General features: G+C 41.5%; 24 protein-coding genes. 20 read left to right on the top strand and 4 right to left on the bottom strand.

Features of this window, described 5'->3' with window-relative positions; all coding sequences use genetic code 11:
- The first annotated feature begins 69 nt into the window (after positions 1–69).
- The 5 genes from coxB (at position 70) to ctaG (ending at position 5,038) form a co-directional block, all read left to right on the top strand.
- Positions 70–1,137, top strand: coding sequence for a cytochrome c oxidase subunit II (coxB, locus tag GPS65_RS09445; protein WP_003212202.1), 1,068 nt, complete (start codon positions 70–72; stop codon positions 1,135–1,137).
- A 171-nt stretch (positions 1,138–1,308) separates the two neighbouring features.
- A complete protein-coding gene (gene ctaD, locus GPS65_RS09440; RefSeq protein WP_012009844.1) occupies positions 1,309–3,180 on the top strand; it encodes a cytochrome c oxidase subunit I in 1,872 nt (623 codons plus the stop codon).
- Positions 3,180–3,800, top strand: a complete 621-nt coding sequence (gene ctaE / locus GPS65_RS09435) for a cytochrome c oxidase subunit III (RefSeq protein WP_003210862.1) — start codon at positions 3,180–3,182, stop codon at positions 3,798–3,800. The genes ctaD and ctaE overlap by 1 nt, the downstream gene beginning before the upstream one ends.
- Before the next feature lie 2 nt (positions 3,801–3,802).
- Positions 3,803–4,132 (top strand): cytochrome c oxidase subunit IVB, encoded by a 330-nt coding sequence (gene ctaF, locus GPS65_RS09430; protein WP_003211520.1) that lies wholly within the window; start codon positions 3,803–3,805, stop codon positions 4,130–4,132.
- Between the two features lie 30 nt (positions 4,133–4,162).
- A complete protein-coding gene (gene ctaG / locus GPS65_RS09425; RefSeq protein ID WP_144455939.1) occupies positions 4,163–5,038 on the top strand; it encodes a cytochrome c oxidase assembly factor CtaG in 876 nt (291 codons plus the stop codon).
- A 35-nt stretch (positions 5,039–5,073) separates the two neighbouring features.
- Here ctaG and GPS65_RS09420 read toward each other — a convergent pair whose 3' ends face one another.
- Entirely contained in the window at positions 5,074–5,439 is a 366-nt protein-coding gene (locus tag GPS65_RS09420; RefSeq protein ID WP_161985410.1) for a YugN family protein, read from the bottom strand.
- A 161-nt stretch (positions 5,440–5,600) separates the two neighbouring features.
- On the opposite strand from GPS65_RS09420, the gene GPS65_RS09415 reads away from it, so the two are divergent.
- The 9 genes from GPS65_RS09415 to coaD all read left to right on the top strand — a co-directional run bounded on the left by GPS65_RS09415 (position 5,601) and on the right by coaD (position 10,662).
- Positions 5,601–6,023 carry a CBS domain-containing protein gene (locus tag GPS65_RS09415; protein WP_012009847.1) on the top strand — a complete coding sequence of 141 codons (423 nt, stop codon included), beginning with the start codon at positions 5,601–5,603 and terminating at the stop codon, positions 6,021–6,023.
- 124 nt (positions 6,024–6,147) lie between these two features.
- The gene (locus tag GPS65_RS09410; RefSeq protein ID WP_012009848.1) at positions 6,148–7,191 is read left to right on the top strand and encodes a CAP domain-containing protein; all 1,044 of its coding nucleotides are present in this window, start codon (positions 6,148–6,150) and stop codon (positions 7,189–7,191) included.
- Positions 7,192–7,300: 109 nt separating this feature from the next.
- Entirely contained in the window at positions 7,301–7,714 is a 414-nt protein-coding gene (locus GPS65_RS09405; RefSeq protein ID WP_012009849.1) for a YlbD family protein, read from the top strand.
- 19 nt (positions 7,715–7,733) lie between these two features.
- On the top strand, positions 7,734–7,982 hold the full coding sequence (locus tag GPS65_RS09400; protein ID WP_012009850.1) for a YlbE-like family protein: 249 nt from the start codon (positions 7,734–7,736) through the stop codon (positions 7,980–7,982).
- 72 nt (positions 7,983–8,054) lie between these two features.
- Entirely contained in the window at positions 8,055–8,462 is a 408-nt protein-coding gene (locus tag GPS65_RS09395; protein WP_119124804.1) for a hypothetical protein, read from the top strand.
- Between the two features lie 57 nt (positions 8,463–8,519).
- Complete coding sequence (gene ricF / locus GPS65_RS09390; protein WP_007499807.1) at positions 8,520–8,969, top strand: regulatory iron-sulfur-containing complex subunit RicF; 450 nt, start codon at positions 8,520–8,522, stop codon at positions 8,967–8,969.
- A gap of 66 nt (positions 8,970–9,035) precedes the next feature.
- Positions 9,036–9,308 (top strand): YlbG family protein, encoded by a 273-nt coding sequence (locus tag GPS65_RS09385; RefSeq protein WP_003212137.1) that lies wholly within the window; start codon positions 9,036–9,038, stop codon positions 9,306–9,308.
- A gap of 310 nt (positions 9,309–9,618) precedes the next feature.
- Positions 9,619–10,176 (top strand): 16S rRNA (guanine(966)-N(2))-methyltransferase RsmD, encoded by a 558-nt coding sequence (gene rsmD, locus GPS65_RS09380; protein WP_012009852.1) that lies wholly within the window; start codon positions 9,619–9,621, stop codon positions 10,174–10,176.
- Positions 10,177–10,179: 3 nt separating this feature from the next.
- Positions 10,180–10,662 (top strand): pantetheine-phosphate adenylyltransferase, encoded by a 483-nt coding sequence (gene coaD, locus GPS65_RS09375; protein ID WP_012009853.1) that lies wholly within the window; start codon positions 10,180–10,182, stop codon positions 10,660–10,662.
- Positions 10,663–10,675: 13 nt separating this feature from the next.
- Here the strand turns inward: coaD and ylbJ are convergent, their stop codons facing one another.
- Positions 10,676–11,884, bottom strand: a complete 1,209-nt coding sequence (ylbJ, locus tag GPS65_RS09370; protein WP_119124805.1) for a sporulation integral membrane protein YlbJ — start codon at positions 11,882–11,884, stop codon at positions 10,676–10,678.
- A 158-nt stretch (positions 11,885–12,042) separates the two neighbouring features.
- Here ylbJ and GPS65_RS09365 point away from each other — a divergent pair, with 158 nt between their 5' ends.
- Together GPS65_RS09365 and GPS65_RS09360 are read left to right on the top strand one after the other, a co-directional pair.
- Positions 12,043–12,822, top strand: a complete 780-nt coding sequence (locus tag GPS65_RS09365; protein WP_012009855.1) for a patatin-like phospholipase family protein — start codon at positions 12,043–12,045, stop codon at positions 12,820–12,822.
- A 4-nt stretch (positions 12,823–12,826) separates the two neighbouring features.
- Positions 12,827–13,855, top strand: coding sequence for a SepM family pheromone-processing serine protease (locus tag GPS65_RS09360; RefSeq protein ID WP_088001568.1), 1,029 nt, complete (start codon positions 12,827–12,829; stop codon positions 13,853–13,855).
- 38 nt (positions 13,856–13,893) lie between these two features.
- Here GPS65_RS09360 and GPS65_RS09355 read toward each other — a convergent pair whose 3' ends face one another.
- On the bottom strand, positions 13,894–15,138 hold the full coding sequence (locus GPS65_RS09355; protein WP_186312735.1) for a nucleotidyltransferase: 1,245 nt from the start codon (positions 15,136–15,138) through the stop codon (positions 13,894–13,896).
- A 206-nt stretch (positions 15,139–15,344) separates the two neighbouring features.
- On the opposite strand from GPS65_RS09355, the gene GPS65_RS09350 reads away from it, so the two are divergent.
- From GPS65_RS09350 to gerR, 3 genes are all read left to right on the top strand, one after another.
- On the top strand, positions 15,345–15,863 hold the full coding sequence (locus GPS65_RS09350) for a YceD family protein (protein ID WP_003210956.1): 519 nt from the start codon (positions 15,345–15,347) through the stop codon (positions 15,861–15,863).
- A 21-nt stretch (positions 15,864–15,884) separates the two neighbouring features.
- Entirely contained in the window at positions 15,885–16,058 is a 174-nt protein-coding gene (gene rpmF / locus GPS65_RS09345; protein ID WP_008354700.1) for a 50S ribosomal protein L32, read from the top strand.
- A gap of 138 nt (positions 16,059–16,196) precedes the next feature.
- Entirely contained in the window at positions 16,197–16,736 is a 540-nt protein-coding gene (gerR, locus tag GPS65_RS09340; protein WP_144456044.1) for a sporulation-specific transcriptional regulator GerR, read from the top strand.
- 46 nt (positions 16,737–16,782) lie between these two features.
- Here gerR and GPS65_RS09335 read toward each other — a convergent pair whose 3' ends face one another.
- Positions 16,783–17,262: an N-acetyltransferase gene (locus GPS65_RS09335; protein ID WP_003211702.1), complete on the bottom strand. Its 480-nt coding sequence runs from the start codon at positions 17,260–17,262 to the stop codon at positions 16,783–16,785.
- A 209-nt stretch (positions 17,263–17,471) separates the two neighbouring features.
- Here GPS65_RS09335 and GPS65_RS09330 point away from each other — a divergent pair, with 209 nt between their 5' ends.
- A complete protein-coding gene (locus tag GPS65_RS09330; RefSeq protein WP_144455951.1) occupies positions 17,472–18,371 on the top strand; it encodes a 2-dehydropantoate 2-reductase in 900 nt (299 codons plus the stop codon).
- Positions 18,372–18,409 lie beyond the last annotated feature (38 nt).

Below are 18,409 nucleotides of genomic sequence, written 5' to 3'. Positions count from 1 at the left end.
GTGATTTTATAAATAAGAGGTAAAAAGCGAAAGGCAAAGGAGATCAAGCAAAAGGGGTTGGGACAAATTATGATAAGAAAATGGCGTGTTTATTCACTGTTTCTCTTATTGACGCTCGTTTTGGCGGGCTGTGGTGAACCATACTTATCAACACTCAAACCAGTTGGGGAAGTAGCAGATAAACAATTCTTCCTAACGGTACTGAGTACACTTATTATGGTTCTTGTCGTCATTGTTGTATCGATCATTTTCTTTTACGTCATCATTAAATTCAAACGTTCTAAAGTGGGAGAAGATACGATTCCAAAGCAGGTGGAAGGGAACCGTAACCTAGAAATTACGTGGACAGCGATTCCGATTCTTCTCCTCATTATTCTCGTTGTGCCAGTTGTGGCATACACGCTTGAGCTTGGGGATACAAGCGCTATGGATAAGAAAAAACGAGATCCTGAAAAGACACTTGTTGTCAATGTAAGAGCCAGTTTATATTGGTGGGAATTCGAATACCCTGATTATGGGATTGTTACAAGTCAAGAATTAATTGTACCGACAGATCAAAAGGTGTACTTTAAGCTGAAAGCATCTGATGTGAAACACTCTTTCTGGGTTCCATCAGCTGGCGGTAAAATTGATACAAACACAGACAATGAAAACAAGTTTTATTTAACCTTTGATTCAAAACGAACGAAAGATGCAGGAGAATATTTCTACGGGAAATGTGCGGAGCTTTGCGGTCCATCGCATGCTTTAATGGACTTTAAAGTTAAAACGCTTTCTCAAGATGAGTTTTTAGGATGGACGAAAAAAATGGCTGATTACAAGAAGCCTACATCCACAAAAGATCTTGCTCTTGAAGGTGAAAAATTATTTAAAGAGAAAAACTGCTTGAGCTGTCACGCAGTGGAGCCTGGGGACGAACGGCCGGAAGCGGCAAGGACAGCACCAAACCTTGCAACCTTCGGCGAACGAACGAAAGTAGCTGGAATTAAAGACATGAACAAAGAAAACGTGAAAGCATGGCTGAAAGATCCAGAGAGCTTTAAACCAGGAAATAAAATGACAGGAACGTACCCTAAATTAAATGACTCAGAAGCAGATGCACTTTATGAGTATTTAAAAGGACTTAAAATCGAGTAATTTCTAATAGGAATGTGCAAGAGGGTATGTAATCGATGTGAAGTTTTTGTTAAGAGCTCCCGAATATGTCTCTACAACCAAGAAATAGCCATCTGTCAGACACAGTCTGTGTAAAGTTAAAATAGACATCGATATGAAAAAGGGGCAAATGGGAGATAAGAGGGGGATTTCATGGTGAGTACAATAGCTAAAAAGCGGGGGTTTGGCGCTGTCTTATGGGATTACTTGACAACGGTTGACCACAAAAAAATAGCCGTACTATATTTAGTGGCAGGGGGATTTTTCTTTTTAATTGGCGGCCTGGAAGCGATGATAATCCGTATTCAGCTAGCCATCCCTGAAAATGATTTTGTAAGTGCTGGGTTTTACAATGAAGTCATGACGATGCACGGAACAACGATGATTTTCCTTGCAGCGATGCCGCTTTTATTTGCATTAATGAATGCGGTTGTACCAATTCAAATTGGTGCACGTGACGTAGCATTTCCGTTTGTGAATTCACTTGGTTTTTGGCTATTCTTTTTCGGGGGAATTTTCTTAAACCTTGGATGGTTTATGGGCGGGGCACCTGATGCAGGTTGGACTGCATACGCTTCACTCACGCTGAATTCAGAAGGACACGGCATGGATTTCTATATTTTAGGGTTGCAGATAGCGGGTATTGGTACGCTAATTGCCGGGATCAACTTTCTTGCAACGATTATTAATATGAGAACGCCTGGTATGACGTATATGAGAATGCCGCTCTTTACTTGGACGACATTTGTCGCCTCAGCACTGATTTTATTCGCATTCCCGCCGCTTACAGCAGGGCTTGCAATGCTGATGCTTGATAGAATGTTTGATACGAGCTTTTTCAATCCAGAGCTTGGCGGTAACACAATCATCTGGGAGCATTTGTTCTGGATTTTCGGACACCCAGAAGTTTATATCTTAATTTTGCCAGCATTCGGGATATTTTCTGAAATCATTCCAGTGTTTGCAAGAAAAAGGCTATTTGGCTATTCGTCCATGGTGTTTGCGACTGTATTGATTGGTTTCCTTGGATTCATGGTGTGGGCGCATCACATGTTTACAACAGGACTTGGTCCGATTGCCAATGCGATCTTTGCTGTCGCCACAATGGCAATTGCGGTGCCGACAGGAATTAAAGTATTTAACTGGCTGCTCACCATATGGGGCGGTAATGTGAAGTTTACAACACCGATGCTGTATTCCGTTGCTTTTATACCGTCATTTTTACTTGGCGGGGTAACTGGAGTCATGCTTGCAGCCGCTGCAGCAGATTATCAGTTCCATGATACGTACTTTGTCGTGGCGCATTTCCACTACGTCATTATCGGCGGGGTTGTATTCGGTATTTTAGCTGGTGTGCATTACTGGTGGCCGAAGATGTTTGGAAAAATACTGAATGAGAAGCTAGGGAAAATTAGCTTTGTGCTGTTTTTCGTCGGTTTTCATTTAACTTTCTTTATTCAGCATTTCCTCGGTCTTTGGGGCATGCCGCGCCGAGTCTTTACGTTCCTGCCAAATCAGGGGTTAGACCTTGGGAACTTGGTTAGTACAATTGGGGCGCTGTTTATGTTTGTAGCTGTTGTCATCCTGCTGATTAACGTCATCTGGACGACAGCGAAAGGAGAGCGCGTGTCGGGTGATCCTTGGGGAGACGGAAGAACGCTTGAATGGGCAGTGTCTTCACCTCCGCCAGAATATAACTTTAAACAGCTTCCACTTGTCAGAGGACTAGATCCATTATGGATTGAAAAAATGGATGGTAAAAAAGGAATGACAGCATCTGAACCGCTCGATGATATTCACATGCCGAATAATTCCATTTTACCTGTCATTATCTCATTCGGTCTATTTGTGTCAGCGTTTGGTTTCATGTATCGCCAAGAGCACAGCTGGGGACTTCCAGTGATTCTTATTGGTCTTGGTATTACATTTGCGACCATGCTGGTTCGCTCTCTTAAAGACGATCATGGGTATCATATTCACAAAGAAGATCTGACCGATGACGATGATAAAGGGGTGAAAGCATAATGGAACCACAAAAAATGACAGCAGAAACTTTTCCGGCTTCTCCTGAGAAAGCCACGTTAGAAGGAAAGAATAAGTTTGTCGGGTTCTGGTTGTTTCTTGGGGGAGAAACTGTTCTGTTTGCATCGCTCTTTGCCACGTATTTGGCGCTGAAAAACTCTAATGCAGGCGGAGCAAAAACAACTGATATGTTTGATCTCACACTTGTCTTTATTGCCACAATGCTTCTACTGACGAGTAGTTTAACGAGTGTGTATGCAATGTATCATATGAAAAACTTTGCCTTTAAAAAGATGCAGCTTTGGCTTGGCGTGACTGTGCTATTAGGTGCTTCATTTTTAGGGGTGGAGATTTATGAGTTCTATCACTATGTGCATGCGTATGATTTTACCATTACCAGCTCAGCTCTTGGTTCCTCCTTCTATACACTTGTAGGAACTCACGGAGCTCACGTTGCCTTCGGACTTTGCTGGATTACCGCTCTTATGATTCGAAATATGAGACGCGGACTCGATTTATACAATGCGCCAAAATATTATGTAGCAAGTCTGTATTGGCACTTCATTGATGTTGTGTGGGTCTTCATCTTTACCGTTGTATACTTAATGGGAATGGTGGGATAAGAATGGGAAATAAAAACACAAATCAGTCTAAAGTCGATCTTGTATACCGTAAAAAGAAAAATGCCGAAGAAATGAAGCATCAGCTCATTTCTTTCGGCTTGATGATTGGATTAACCTTTGTTGCCTTTTTAACAATCGCTTCTGAAGACGTAGGAAACTGGTTCGCAGTACCATTTATTTTACTGCTTGCCGTGATTCAGGTGGCTTTTCAGCTTTATTATTTTATGCACATGAACCAAAAAGGGCATGAAACACCCGCATTGTTTCTTTATTCAGGTGTGTTTGTCGCGTTTATTACCGTCTTAGCCTTTTTGACGATTATTTGGTGGTAAGTCCGCTTTGCCCTTGAAGGAGGCGCAGCAATGGAGAACTTAGAGATATTCGGATTTCGGGCGTTATGGAGCCCTTACTATTTGACTAGCATTGTCATAGCAGCTGCTCTTTATCTGCTTCTTGTGACAAAGGGGAAGCATCGTGCGACGGTAAAAGAGAAAACGTTGTTTCTGACGGGGCTTGTTCTGTTATACGCCGTGAAAGGGAGCCCAATTGATTTAATGGGACATATTATGTTTAGTGCACATATGGCGCAAATGGCGGTGCTCTATTTAGTCATTCCGCCCCTCCTTATTACAGGATTGCCTGCGGCTATATGGGAGCGGATCATACAAACACCAGGCATTCAGCAGATGTTTCGTTTGTTTTCCAAGCCTTTAATTGCATTGCTCGGGTTTAATGGCTTGTTTTCGATGTATCATATTCCGCTAGTGTTTGACTTTGTGAAAACAGATCCGTTTTATCATGCGCTGATGACAGTAGTCATTTTTATCGCTGCCTTTTTCATGTGGTGGCCGCTCGTTCATAAAGTCCAAAGTCAGCCGCAGATTACAGGCATTTTAAAGCTTGGTTATATCATGGCAGACGGGATATTAATGACTCCTGCGTGTGCACTCATCATGTTTAGTGAGGCACCAATCTATGCAACCTATTCTGACGCTGGTGCATGGATACAGGCGCTGCATCTATGCGTTCCAAGTGATACGCTGGCAGGTCTTGCACTCACAGGTCCTGAAATGTTCCATACCTTGCCGCTGCTAGAAGACCAGCAGCTAGGCGCGATTTTGATGAAAATTATTCAGGAGATTGTGTACGGCTCGATCCTTGCTGTTGTCTTCTTTGACTGGGCAAGAAAAGAAAGAGCGAAAGATGCCGTACCAGATGCGCTGATTTCCGAAATATGAATGAAAAAAGCACAGCCATATGGCTGTGCTTTCGTTTATGCTTCTGCAGTCATTGCTTCTAGTTTTTCTTTCAGCTGATCAAGCGTTTTTTTGCTTGATTGAATGAGAGACTTAGGGAAATCTTCGCCTTCGCCGTATTCAACACCATGCGGATAATAATGTTTTCCGAGTAAAGGTGTGAGAAGCTGTATGCGTGCTCTTTTTGAACCAACATCTCCTTCGGTGGCGTAGCCGGAAATCCGTAAATAAAAGGTTCCCTCTACCATGTTATACTTTCTGTCGTACGTCACACGCTCATAATCCCATTGATCGGCTCGTACAAATCCTTCACTTTCCATGATGAAATCTAATTTATTTAAGTCAGCTGCTACCTTTTCAATCCCCGTACCTTCAAACTTCACCCAAAACCCCTCCTTATAAAAATTCCCTTTACTGACAATCATAGTATGAAAGCGTTAAACTTTCAACTGTGAAAGGTATGTTCTTTTATAACCTGGTTACAGTAATAAAGAAAATAACAGATGGAGGAATCAACGTGAAAACAAAAAAAATCAAAGATATTATGACAAAAAAAGTAGTGACATGTCAGCAAGATGACAATTCGTATGAAGCCGCAGTCAAAATGAGAGATGCAGACATTGGTGCCATTCCTGTGGTTAACGGAGATCAGCTCGTTGGCATTGTCACTGACCGTGACCTTGTACTCAGAGGCATTGCAGAAAAAAAGCCAAACTCACAGGAAGTAGGCTCGATAATGACGAAGGAAGTACTGACAGCAGAAGAAGATGCAACACTTGAAGAAATTGTTCGGCTGATGTCAGAGCACCAGCTTCGCCGCATTCCTGTTGTGAAAAACGGTGCATTAACAGGGATTGTCGCTCTTGGAGATTTATCCGTTGAAGATTTATCTAATGATCGCGCAGGAGATGCACTGACAGAAATCTCTCAACAGGATCAAGATCATGGACAAGGATTTCTCCATTAAGAGGGGCATATTTTAAATTCGTGTTAAATAGGCTGTATTGTCGTTGATAAATGAAGCGAGTTTTGTTTAAATGACAGTAGAAGGTACTTTTTTTGTACCTTGCCAATTTAACGGAGGTGTTTATTTGAAAACTGTGCTCAAAACACTCCTCATCCTCCTGATTATATCTGGAACGTACGTTCTGTTTATTCAATATGGATCTTCACCAGAAAAAGAAAACAGCAATGAACCGAAGGTGTCTAATGAAGAAACATCTAGCGATAAGCCGATCAACATCCCAAAAAAGGGGCTCATGTCCTTTATGGGGAAATCTTCAAACGAAGTGCTTAAACAGCTGGGAGAACCAGATCGCATTGATCCTTCCGCATATGATTATGACTGGTGGATCTACAATCAATCGAAGAAGCACTATATTCAAGTAGGGGTAAAGGATAGCAAAGTGGTGACATTGTTTGCAACAGGAGACGGGCTCAATGTTGAACCATTTAAAATCGGTCAAGCCACAAGTGAGGTATTTAAAAAAACACAAATTGCACCTTACATTCATGTAGAGGATGAACAAAATTCATACCGCTTTGAATTCTCAGAAGATGATATGAATACAAGACCCACCGTGAAAGTGGACGATGATGTATATGTTCAGCTTTACATGGATAAGTTTGAAAGCACCCTTTCTAGTATTAGGGCGTTTAACGCAGATACATTTGTGAAACAAAAGCCATACGAAGTCGTCTATCGAGGTCAATTGATAGAACCAGAGGCAATATCAGGTGAAAAATGGAAAGAGATCGAAGCGTCCAGTCAAAAACAAATTTTTGATATGACCAATATTATTCGTCATAAATATAAACTGCCGATCTTAAACTGGGATGATGAAACCTCTGAAGTGGCATTCATGCATAGTGAGGACATGAAAGAGAATCATTATTTCTCCCATGAATCGAAAAAATACGGTACGCTGAAAGACCGATTAGAAAGAGGCGAGGTGGCATTTCAGCTCGCAGGTGAAAACATTGCCTATAATTATGTAGATGGACCTGCAGCGGTAGAAGGCTGGCTCAATAGTGAAGGTCATAGGAAGGCGTTATTAAATAAAGATTACACACATCTTGGCGTCGGTGTGAAAGAAAAATACTACACCCAAAACTTCATCAAAAAAACATCTTAAACGAAAACAGCTGCACCATCGCAGCTGTTTTTTTGTTTCAAAAAAGAGGCTCACCAAAATAACTGCTGATGTATATAGTATAGTAGGCATTTGTATGGGGGGTGAGGATATGACAAACAAGCAAAAACAAACATCCATTGATGAATTTAAACAATTCGTCAGACGCCATCCGAAGTTAATTCAAGAAGTGCAAACGCAAGAAAAAAGTTGGCAAAGTGTATACGAGAATTGGGTCATGTTTGGTGAGGAAGATGAGATGTGGTCTCCTTACCGGCAAACGCAATCTGAGGACGTGAAAGAAGAAAAAGCCTCAAAGCCAAGTGAATCGGGAAAAGCAGATTTTATGTCTAAAATGGTTTCTGCTGTGAAAAAAATGGACGCTGATCAAATGAATGAACAAATCAACAAAATGAGCCAGTCTATTTCCTCTTTACAAAGCTTACTCGGACAATTTTCATCAAATGGCTCAAAGAAAGGTTCATCTGGAGGCAGTCAGCACCCATTCTCCTTCAGGAAAGATTAATTGAAAGGGGATGCTTTTGGTGCGGAAAGACGTACAGGAGTTTGTCATGGCCGAAGAGGAACGAATCAAATTCATCAGACAGCGTCCTCTCTGGTATAGACAGTTGACTCGACATCCTGATAAGCTATCGTCCTTTGAATTAGATAAAATGAATTTTTACGAAAAAACCATTCCTCATCGTGTGAGTCAGTTGAGTAACAGTGTCCAAATGGCTGAAATGATGATTCAAATGTTCCAAGCAATGCGCAATCAAAATGGAGCCGGGTGAGGCTTTTTTGAGTTGATTAAGATGTCTATTTCCTGAGCATCCTATAAAAGTAGATGAAAGGAGAATCAGATGATGAAATGGATGCTGTCAATATGCGCATTGCTTTTTCTTGTCACCGGGTGTCAAAGTCAACATGAAGAGAAGCAAATCACGAAGCAATATCCAGCTGTACCAGTAATGCAGCAAGTCCAAAGTGAAATGAAGCAGCAAGGTTTTTTAAAATACAAAGTGCAGGGATCTTCTGTTTATATAGAAAGTACACTTCAAGATTTTCATCTTGAGTCAACGCGACTAAAAAAGGATGAGAAGGCGGGATATTTTACAGTGTATGTAGACGGAAAACGTGCGGGCAATGAGTATACTGCTGCATTTGTGGTCAAGCATCTTTCAAAAGGTAAGCATAAAATGACCGTTGTGATCAATTCTCGTCATCCAGAATATAGGGAGAAAAGAGAGACGTGGGATGTATTTGTGACGTAAAAGCATTTTCTGATCCATAGGTTTCGTGGTAAACTATGAATTGGAGGTGCATCATTTATGTATGCGACAATCGAATCCGTGGAGCTCCAAGAGGAAGCAAATCAATTGGCTGCCATGATTCTTCAGTCGGAGGAGGCTGAACATTACCGCAACTGCTTTAAGCGTCTCCAGCAAGACGAAGAAGCCCAACAAATTATTGCCCATTTTACAAAAGTAAAAGAGCAATATGAGGATGTGCAGCGGTTCGGCAAATACCATCCGGACTATAGAACGATCTCAAAGGAAATGCGTGAGGTCAAAAGAAAGTTAGATCTTCACGATACAGTGGTTGATTTCAAAAAAGCAGAAACAGCGATTCAATCCATCTTAGATGAGATTAGTATTGAAATCGGTCAAGCTGTATCAGCATATATCAAAGTTCCAACAGGGAACCCATATTTTGATGGTCTATCATCATGCGGCGGTGGCTGTGGATCTGGTGGCAGCTGTGGCTGTAAAGTATCTTGACGAGACTTGAATGTCTCGTCTTTTACATAATAACTGAAAAGAATTGAAAAAGCGGCAGGTGAAAAGATGGAAACCAAACGTCAAGGGATGGTCGTTTGGCTGCATTCGTTAAAGCAGTCAAAGGCGCTAAGAAAATTTGGAAATGTTCACTATATTTCAAGGAAAATGAAATATGCAGTGATCTATTGCGATATGAATGATCTCGAGCGCCATATGGCTAAGCTCAGCTCATTGCCATTTGTGAAGCGTGTTGAGCCTTCATATAAGCCTTTTATTAAATTAGAGTACGAATCCAAATTGGACAAAGCAAAAGAGTATGATTATAAAGTGGGCTTTTAAAGACACAAAAAAACCCCCGCGGCATCACCCGCGGGGTCCTTCTATTCTTAATGATTCATTAAGGAGAAGGCAAAGGGAGAGGAGAAACCGGAGGAAGAACTTATGGGGAAACGTAAGTCTTCTCCGCGGTTGGCAACAGCACCACATCAGATGCTGTTATAAGTAGTATGACCCCGCTTTCCTTGATCTATACATAGAAAATGAATGAAAGTCCGCGCATTGTCCCTTGCGGTGTGTTGTGGTAAGATAATGTTGGATTTTTTGTCATACACAATAACCAATAAAAGCAAGCAGAAAAAGTGGTGGAAAAATGAGAGTCATCTCTGGAACGAGAAAAGGCCGCACACTTAAAGCGGTACCAGGTCAATCAACAAGACCGACGACAGATAAAGTAAAAGAATCGATATTTAATATGATCGGCCCGTATTTTGATGGCGGATGGGCGCTTGATTTATTTGCGGGAAGCGGCGGTTTAGGGATTGAAGCGCTTTCTAGAGGATTCGATCATTGCATATTCGTTGATCGAGATATGAAGGCGATTCAAACGATAAAAGGAAACCTCAATCAATTAGAGCTGAGTGATCAAAGTGAAGTGTTTCGAAACGAGGCAAAGCGTGCACTCGCAGCCGTTGTGAAACGAGAGGAATCCTTTCAAGCAATTTTTCTTGATCCGCCTTATAAAGATCAACAGCTAAAAGCACTTCTTGACATGATTGATGAGCATGCCTTATTAACAGATGACGGCGTGATCGTGTGTGAGCATGATAAGGACGTCACACTACCAGAGGAAGCTGGACAGCTTTACATATCAAGACAGGAATTGTACGGGTTGACTGGTATTACGATCTATAGAAAGCGGGGAAATTAAAGCATGGGGAACATAGCCGTTTGTCCGGGTAGTTTCGATCCAGTCACATTGGGCCATTTGGATATCATCAAAAGAGGTGCAAAGATCTTTGATGAAGTGTATGTATGTGTACTAAATAACTCATCCAAGAAACCGTTATTTACCGTTGAAGAACGGTGTGAGCTCATTCGCCAAGCGACGAAGGATCTGCCAAATATCAAAGTTGAATCCTTTCACGGTCTGCTTGTTGATTATGCGAAACAAAAAGAAGCCAAAGTCATTTTACGCGGATTAAGAGCTGTGACAGACTTTGAATATGAAATGCAAGGGACATCAATGAATAAAGTGTTAAACGATGACATTGAAACATTTTTCATGATGACCAACAATCAATATTCTTTCTTAAGCTCCAGCATTGTCAAAGAAGTAGCGAAATATGATGGTTCAGTTAAAGGTCTTGTGCCAAAAGAGGTAGAAGAAGCGTTGATAGAAAAATTTAAAGGATGAGTGCAACGTGCACTCATCCTTTTTTTACTTTTTGATAGTATAGCACCATATACAAGATCAAGCTGCATAGCGTGATCAAAGGGCCAGCCGTCACAAGCTGATTCCAAAGTACACTGCTGTACATGACGACCTGCTGGCTTGCGTCAAAGGCAACTGCTGGGAGAGCCATATCAGATCGAGAGACATAAAGAGGCTTGAACAATAAAAAGGCAAAAATAGCTGCATAAATGCCGTGGAGCAAACGAGCGAAGAAGAATGGTTTAAAGCGTATATCTGTTGCTGCTAGAATGCCGGCGACCTGAGCTTGAACAGAAAACCCGCTGAATCCTAATATAAAACTGACGACAACCGTTTTAGCAAGAAGGGTAACTTCCTGTGACCCTGTCAGCTGACTTCCTAACGTGATTTCAAATAAACCAGCAATCATCGCAAGGTCTAATTCTGGCGGAAGGTGCATCGTTTGCAGCATATATCCGATCCCGACGGATAAGAGGTCCGTCACATGAACAACTGATAGCATTTTGCTAAACACAGAAAATAAGATAATAAAGCCGCCAATCATAAAGAGTGTCTGGACTGATGACATGACCGCATCACTTAAAATTTGGCCGAGCGGTCTTTTCTCTGCGAGTCTTGCTGTATGAAGAGCGCTGAATGCCTCTTGAAACGGTGGGAATAATAATCGCTTACGGCTTCTCAAATGTGCATCATGCCTTGCTTTATATCCCCGCATCGTGACCCCAACAGCGAGATTCCCTAAATAATGTGCGCACGCCAAAACAATTCCTAAAGCTGGATGATGAAAAAAACCAACAGCCACCGCACCGAAAATGAACAATGGATTCGATGAATTTGTAAAAGAAACGAGGCGTTCTGCTTCGATTTGTGTCAGTTGTCCTTCCTGCCTGAGTCGTGTGGTTAATTTCGCACCAGAAGGAAAGCCTGATGCCATTCCCATCGCTAGGACAAATCCACCTACACCAGGCACTCGAAAGATAGGGCGCATAAATGGTTCTAATAATACACCCACAAATCTGACAATCCCGAAACTAATTAATAGCTCGGACAAAATAAAAAAAGGAAGCAATGATGGAAATACAACCTCCCACCACATTGCAAGTCCATTTTTAGACGCTTGCAAAGAGGCTTGTGGATGTGTAATCACAGTGGCTGTTAAAAAGATAAAAAAAGCAGCGATGAACAGAGTGTTCCATTTTTTCATGGAGATTTCGCCCCTTGCCGTTATGATCTATTGGCGAGCTCGTGATCAAAAAAGAAAGAAACTAGCCGAGCCTGTCTTCTATTACTATACGATCAGAAGGGGCATGTTTAGACCAATAGATTCGTATATATGCATAGAAAAGAGGAGGGTGGATTTTCATGAGGCGACCAGTCATCGGGCTTGCGTTAGGCTCTGGAGGTGCGAGGGGAATGGCACATATCGGAGTTTTATCTAGTCTTGAGAAACAAGGTATTCAGGTAGATATGATTGCTGGCAGCAGTATTGGCGCACTTGTTGGGAGTTTTTATGCGGCAGGACAAGACGTAGAAAAAATGAAAAAACTTGCACTTGTCTTCAGAAGAAAGTATTATGCTGACTATACACTGCCAAAAATCGGTCTTCTAAAAGGAAATCGAATTTTGCAGTTAATCCACACGTTTACATATGGGAAAAAATTCGAAGAATTAAGAATGCCCCTTGCTGTGGTTGCCTGTGACCTCGAGACAGGGGAGAAGGTTGTGTTTAAAAAAGGGTCTGTCTCACAAGCAGTCAGAGCGAGCATCAGTATTCCGGGCGTGTTTGTTCCTCATGAAATGGGCGGCAGACAGCTAGTGGATGGAGCGGTTGTAGACCGCATTCCTGTATCTGTTTTAAAAGATATGGGCGCAGACCTCATTATCGCCTCTGATGTATCAAGGGTGAAAAAAACAGAAAAGGCGACGAGATTATCGGATGTAATTATGCAAAGTTTGGACATCCTTCAAAATGAATTGGTCCGTCATCAAACCATTCATGCTGATGTCATGATCCGGCCTAGGCTTGAAACATTTAGCTCGAGTGCGTTTACACAGGTGCAGGAGATGATTGAAGCAGGTGAGCTTGCCGCAGATCAACTAACAGGTAAGCTAAAAGATGTTATTGATAAATGGGAGTGTTAATCGAATGAAAAAATTAAATATTCGCTGGCTTAGCTTTTTTGTCGTGATCCTTGTATTATGTGGCTTAACCTTTGTCAAACTGCCATATTACGTGACAAAGCCGGGTGATGCAACCGAGATTGCTCCCCACATTCAAGTAGACGGCGGATATGGCGAGAAGGGCAGCTTCTCTCTCATGACAATTAAAGTAGGTCCAGCTAATCCGTATACGTATTTGCTTGCGAAAATGAATAAATATGACGAAATCGTCCCAGAAGAAAATATTAAAGCGGACGGGGAGTCGGATCAAGATTATATGAAAAGGCAGCTTCAGCTGATGAAAAGTTCTCAAGAAAATGCGATGATTGCAGCATATACAAAAGCAGGAAAAAAAGTAGATTATACGTTTAACGGCGTATATGCAAGCTATGTGATGAAAGGAATGCCTGCCTACGGTAAAATTGAAGTGGGCGACCGAATCAAAAGCGTAGATGGCAAGACGTATGATTCTGCTGATAAAATGGTTTCGTATATCAGCAGCAAAAAAGCAGGTACACCTGTCCGTTTTGTCCTTGAACGAAATGGCAAAGATATCACGGAGAAAGTGACATTAAAACCATTTAAAGAAGAGCCGAATCGAGTTGGAATTGGTGTATCATTATTTACAGACCGAAATGTGAAAGTTTCACCTTCTATTAAGGTGGATATTGAAAATATCGGCGGCCCATCAGCAGGTCTTATGATGTCACTTGAAATTTATAACCAGCTGACAAAAGAAGACGAAACACATGGCTATGCGATTGCAGGAACGGGAACGATTGACGCCGATGGAACGGTCGGCCCAATTGGCGGAATCGATCAAAAGGTCGTGGCGGCAGATAAAGCCGGCAAAGATATATTCTTTGCACCGAACGATAAAGGTGATCCAAATTCAGACTACCGAAATGCTGTCAAAACAGCGAAAGATATTAAAAGTGATATGAAAATTGTACCTGTAGATACAATGCAAGATGCTCTGAACTATTTAAATAAATTAAAAGAGAAAGCATCTTAATCAAAAAGAGCAACCTTTATAAAGGCTGCTCTTTTTTGCTAAGACTGGAAGAGACCAGTTTCTTCATCATATCGGATCGGTGATGTTTTAAATTCCGCTTCCGTTAAGTTCGTTTGCACTGGCTCACTAACGGGTAGGCTGAAGACGCGGGATGCACGTATATCAAGATCAAGTGCGGGATGTGAAAAGGCAGACAGTTTACTGACGAGCGGCACGTCCAAATCTTTTTTCACACGAGATAAGTATTGCTGCCCTTTCTTTGACATACCAAGCAACCGAATGTAAGGTGCTTTTTTCTCTTTCAGCAGCTCATGCATGGCACTCTTCTTCACCCTCATTAAGAGGTGTGTGTTCATTCGCTGCAGTCTTGTCCACGTATAGCGTTTTGTTTTCACAAGTGATAGATATTCCTCGTAGGAGGATGCATGTGTAATCGCTTTTTGCATGCGGTGTTCGATGCCTTCTTCGATTTCATAGATGCCTTCTAGTTCTGCCGTATCCATTGTGTGAAAAACATGTTTTAAGAAGCTAAAGTAGGCTTCTTGTGTATGTAGAAGACCATATGAAGAATGATAGTCATGTAATTGCTTGAGCGTAGCTTCTGGGAGATAAGCGGCAACTGTTTCAAATGTACCATGATCTTTTAACGCTTTTCGTATACTTGTTGCGCTTGCGATTTTTTGATTTTCAGGTAGTTCTTCATCATGATAACCAGATGAAATCCTTTGAGAGGTAAAGGGCTGCATGTGAGGAGATCTCTCCATGATGGCTTTGACATAATGGAAACCTAAAATATTATTGGGCAGAGACAAATCCAGTAAGTGCTTAGGGTCAATTACCTTTTGAAACGCAGCAGCAGATGCTGCTGGATAACTTAGGCCTTCTCTTACTTTTTCTTTTGTGAAAAGGTCAATTTCTTCTTTTTTCTCATGCCAAGCATGAGCCGTTCGCTCAAATGCTTTGATGTCACCATCCTCGCTGCCGAAAAAAAGGGAGTGGCATTTTAAAGCATCTAGAATCGCCACAGCACCGTTTGCGAAGGTTTCTGCCTTTTGCACTGCGTATATGTATGGAAGCTCACACACAATGTCTACACCGTTTTGTAGTGCCATTTTTGTTCGCGCCCACTTTGAGACGATGGCAGGCTCACCACGCTGGAGGAAGGAACCGCTCATGACGGCAATGGCTACATCTGAGGAGGTATGTATTTTCGCCTGACGAACATGGTAGGCATGTCCATAATGAAATGGATTATACTCGACAACGACTCCTGTTGCTTTCAATAGATGTCCCGCCTTTCTTGCTATGGTTAAATGGTCTATGCTACAGTAGCATAAGGGAAAAATGAAGCCCATTTTTTTCAGTGTAGGCATTCCGAGAACTGATGTCAAACAACGCTCTGACATCACAAAGGACTGTAAAGAAAAAATATTGACAAATAACATGATGAAAGCTATAATCATGTTTGTTGCTCTTAGAGGTGATACAATTGAAATGGACAGTTTATCAGTTACATCAAAAAGCTAAAAACAGCTTCGATTTTCATGAGACGGTTGACTTAAATGAACTTACTAGCCTTCATTCAGATATACGTCGCATTTCACCAGTAGAGGTGAAAGGGACTGGAGTGATCGAATCAAAGCAAGTCGCATTTGATTTAACCATCACAGGTGAAATGACATTGCCTTGTTCGAGAACGCTTGTTGATGTAAATTATCCATTTGCGATTTCAACGAAAGAACTATTTGTACTTCATAAGACAGACGACATAGAAGATGAAGACGTTTCTATTGTAGAAGACGACATCATCGACTTAACGCCTTTAGTCAAGGAAGAAATTCTTCTTGAAGTGCCGATGCAAATCTTTTGCGATCAAACTGACGTAAAAGGTGCTGCACCACAAGAAGGGAATGACTGGGCGGTCATTTCGGAAGATGCACATCAAAACCGAATTGATCCTCGTTTGGAAGGCTTGAAGAAGCTCTTAGAAGAAAATAATGAATCTTAACTCTTTAAGGAGGTGGGAATAATGGCTGTACCTTTTAGAAGAACTTCTAAAATGAAAAAAAGATTGCGTCGTACGCATTTCAAACTACAAGTACCTGGTATGGTAGCTTGCCCAGAATGCGGTGAAATGAAAATTTCTCATCGTGTCTGCAAATCTTGCGGAACATACAAAGGCAAAGACGTAAAAAGCAACTAATGCTTGATAAAAAACGTGAGGGAATCTTCCCTTGCGTTTTTTTATTTGTCTATTTTTTACGATTCTCTCCTGCAAATAGTCTATCTACTCTAGTAGGCGCATATGATGTGGTATTCAGATTCAGGGGGGGATGATCAATTGACGATTACAAGGCAGGACGCATGGACACAGGATGAAGATTTACTTTTAGCAGAAGTCGTCTTAAGGCACATTCGAGATGGAGGAACGCAGCTTTCCGCATTTGAGGAAGTTGGTAAGGCATTGTCAAGAACCGCGGCAGCATGCGGTTTCAGGTGGAATTCATACGTGAGAAAACAATATCAGGCAGGCATAGAACTGGCAAAAAAACAGCGGAAAGAATTGCGTAAAAAAATAGGGATTCATTCCTCTGGTTTACCACAACATGCGTTAACCATAGAAGAGAAGACATCTTCAAACGAGGCAGAATTGACCCTTCGAGAAGTGATTCAGTTTTTAGAGCAGCTTGAAAAAGAACCTGATGGACCTGCTCATTTACGCGAAGAACTGGCAGATGCACAGCATCAATTAAAGTCACTTACGAAAGAAAATGAACACTTAAAGCGGCAATTAAAAATGACAGAAGAAGATTACCGGGCACTCATAAGTATCGTTGAAAGAGTCAAACAGAATATAAGCTTAAAAGAATATGCTAAATAAAGAGACGCCCCTCACAGAGAAAGGAGGGGCGTTTTGTGATCAGCCTTTAAGCGGATTCACCTGTATTTTTTTGAATATGTGCGGGCTCCCAGATGAGTGGATTTTCACCCTTATCGCGCTCCATATCATATTTGACTGCTTCAAAGCCCATTTTATCCCAAAAACCGGCAGATTTGACACGCGGATTGGTCCGAATTGGCAATCCGAACGATTTAGCGAATTCAACAAGTGCTTCGCCGTACCCTTTGCGCTGATACCCAGGAAGCACTTCCAGCTTCCACAGCTCTAAATAATCATGGTTGTGGTTAAAATACGTTGTCGTTGAGCCGTCCACTTGATAAAGGCTCATACGTGCCACTAGCTTATCTCCAAAATAAATCCCATAAAATGGAGAGTTGCTATCGTTTTCAATCATATTGCTTTCAAGGTCTTCAAGCATGGATAACTCTTGTATGCCGTATTCCTTAAATTGTTTAAATTCCTCTAAAGTTTTGTAATTAATTAGAAGTCGTTTTACTTGTGCCATATGATCTTCCCCCTTACACACATAATGTCGACAGTGATGTCATTGAAGGCGTTTTCATCCCATCCGCCTCAAAAAGTTTTTACACTTATTATTATAGTTTTTAAATTTAAAAAATTCAATCGTAGCGCGTCATCTGCTTTTTGCATCACGACATGAACCTGTTAAAATAGTTGATATCAGGAAGTAAACGAAAAAGGGATGTGCGGCAGTTGAACATTGGAATCATTGGCGGCGGTGCGATTGGTCTGCTCTGTGCTAGTTATTTAACGCAGCATCATGACGTCACAGTCTTTACAAGAAGAAACGAACAGGCAGAAGAGATTCGAGCATTCGGTATTGAGCGAACAGTAAAAGGAGAAACATGCCATGCGTTTGTTCATGCACAAACAGGAATAACAGGAGAATTTGATTTGCTCATCGTGACAGTGAAATATCATCATTTGCAAGATGTGCTTAGTGAACTATCGACATTATCTCCTCATCGTATCTTATTTTTACAGAACGGAATGGCTCACTTATTAGATTTGGAGAATTGGGAAACGGGACATTCATTATACATAGGTGTGGTAGAGCACGGAGCTATGAAGATGTCAGATCATGAAGTGAACCATACAGGTATCGGTGTCATCAAGTGGGGGGCATTTCAGCATGAAGCAGCAGCTGATATAAAAAAAGCATTGAATGAGACATCATTCCATTTTCAGATGGTCTATACGGATGAATGGAAAAAGGTGCTGCAGGAAAAACTGCTTGTCAATGTCTGTATTAATCCGCTTACGACTTTACTGCATGTGAGAAACGGGGCATTAATTCAAAATCCTTCATATGAATACATGATGAAATGTGCATTTGAAGAAGCAGTTTCTATCTTGAGCTTACCTGAAAAAGAGCGACTCTGGGCTTATGTCAATACTGTTTGCGAGAATACGGCTGAGAATCAATCATCTATGCTTCAAGATATAGTAAAAGGCCGCCAAACCGAAAGAAAAGCTATCCTTGGCTATCTTTTAAAAAAGGCTCAAGCACAAGGTGTTGCGGTGCCACATCTCACTTTCTTTGATCGAAGCTTGGAAGTATTGGAAAAAAAGCAAACAAAATCTTTTGAGTGAGCTCATTTACATGCTATACTTTTTCGGGAAACTAACTA

This window comes from Bacillus pumilus, assembly GCF_009937765.1.
In the GTDB taxonomy this organism is placed as follows: Bacteria; Bacillota; Bacilli; order Bacillales; family Bacillaceae; genus Bacillus; species Bacillus pumilus_O.
The sequence above is the reverse complement of the archived record's forward strand: the minus strand, read 5'-3'. Positions and strand labels throughout refer to the sequence as shown.

Bases quoted from the DNA above. Each gene is read 5' to 3' on its own strand.
- coxB (WP_003212202.1), top strand. From the start codon at position 70: ATGATAAGAAAATGGCGTGTTTATTCACTGTTTCTCTTATTGACGCTC.
- ctaD (WP_012009844.1), top strand. From the start codon at position 1,309: ATGGTGAGTACAATAGCTAAAAAGCGGGGGTTTGGCGCTGTCTTATGG.
- ctaE (WP_003210862.1), top strand. From the start codon at position 3,180: ATGGAACCACAAAAAATGACAGCAGAAACTTTTCCGGCTTCTCCTGAG.
- ctaF (WP_003211520.1), top strand. From the start codon at position 3,803: ATGGGAAATAAAAACACAAATCAGTCTAAAGTCGATCTTGTATACCGT.
- ctaG (WP_144455939.1), top strand. From the start codon at position 4,163: ATGGAGAACTTAGAGATATTCGGATTTCGGGCGTTATGGAGCCCTTAC.
- GPS65_RS09415 (WP_012009847.1), top strand. From the start codon at position 5,601: ATGACAAAAAAAGTAGTGACATGTCAGCAAGATGACAATTCGTATGAA.
- GPS65_RS09405 (WP_012009849.1), top strand. From the start codon at position 7,301: ATGACAAACAAGCAAAAACAAACATCCATTGATGAATTTAAACAATTC.
- GPS65_RS09395 (WP_119124804.1), top strand. From the start codon at position 8,055: ATGAAATGGATGCTGTCAATATGCGCATTGCTTTTTCTTGTCACCGGG.
- ricF (WP_007499807.1), top strand. From the start codon at position 8,520: ATGTATGCGACAATCGAATCCGTGGAGCTCCAAGAGGAAGCAAATCAA.
- GPS65_RS09385 (WP_003212137.1), top strand. From the start codon at position 9,036: ATGGAAACCAAACGTCAAGGGATGGTCGTTTGGCTGCATTCGTTAAAG.
- rsmD (WP_012009852.1), top strand. From the start codon at position 9,619: ATGAGAGTCATCTCTGGAACGAGAAAAGGCCGCACACTTAAAGCGGTA.
- coaD (WP_012009853.1), top strand. From the start codon at position 10,180: ATGGGGAACATAGCCGTTTGTCCGGGTAGTTTCGATCCAGTCACATTG.
- ylbJ (WP_119124805.1), bottom strand. From the start codon at position 11,884: ATGAAAAAATGGAACACTCTGTTCATCGCTGCTTTTTTTATCTTTTTA.
- GPS65_RS09365 (WP_012009855.1), top strand. From the start codon at position 12,043: ATGAGGCGACCAGTCATCGGGCTTGCGTTAGGCTCTGGAGGTGCGAGG.
- GPS65_RS09360 (WP_088001568.1), top strand. From the start codon at position 12,827: ATGAAAAAATTAAATATTCGCTGGCTTAGCTTTTTTGTCGTGATCCTT.
- rpmF (WP_008354700.1), top strand. From the start codon at position 15,885: ATGGCTGTACCTTTTAGAAGAACTTCTAAAATGAAAAAAAGATTGCGT.
- GPS65_RS09335 (WP_003211702.1), bottom strand. From the start codon at position 17,262: ATGGCACAAGTAAAACGACTTCTAATTAATTACAAAACTTTAGAGGAA.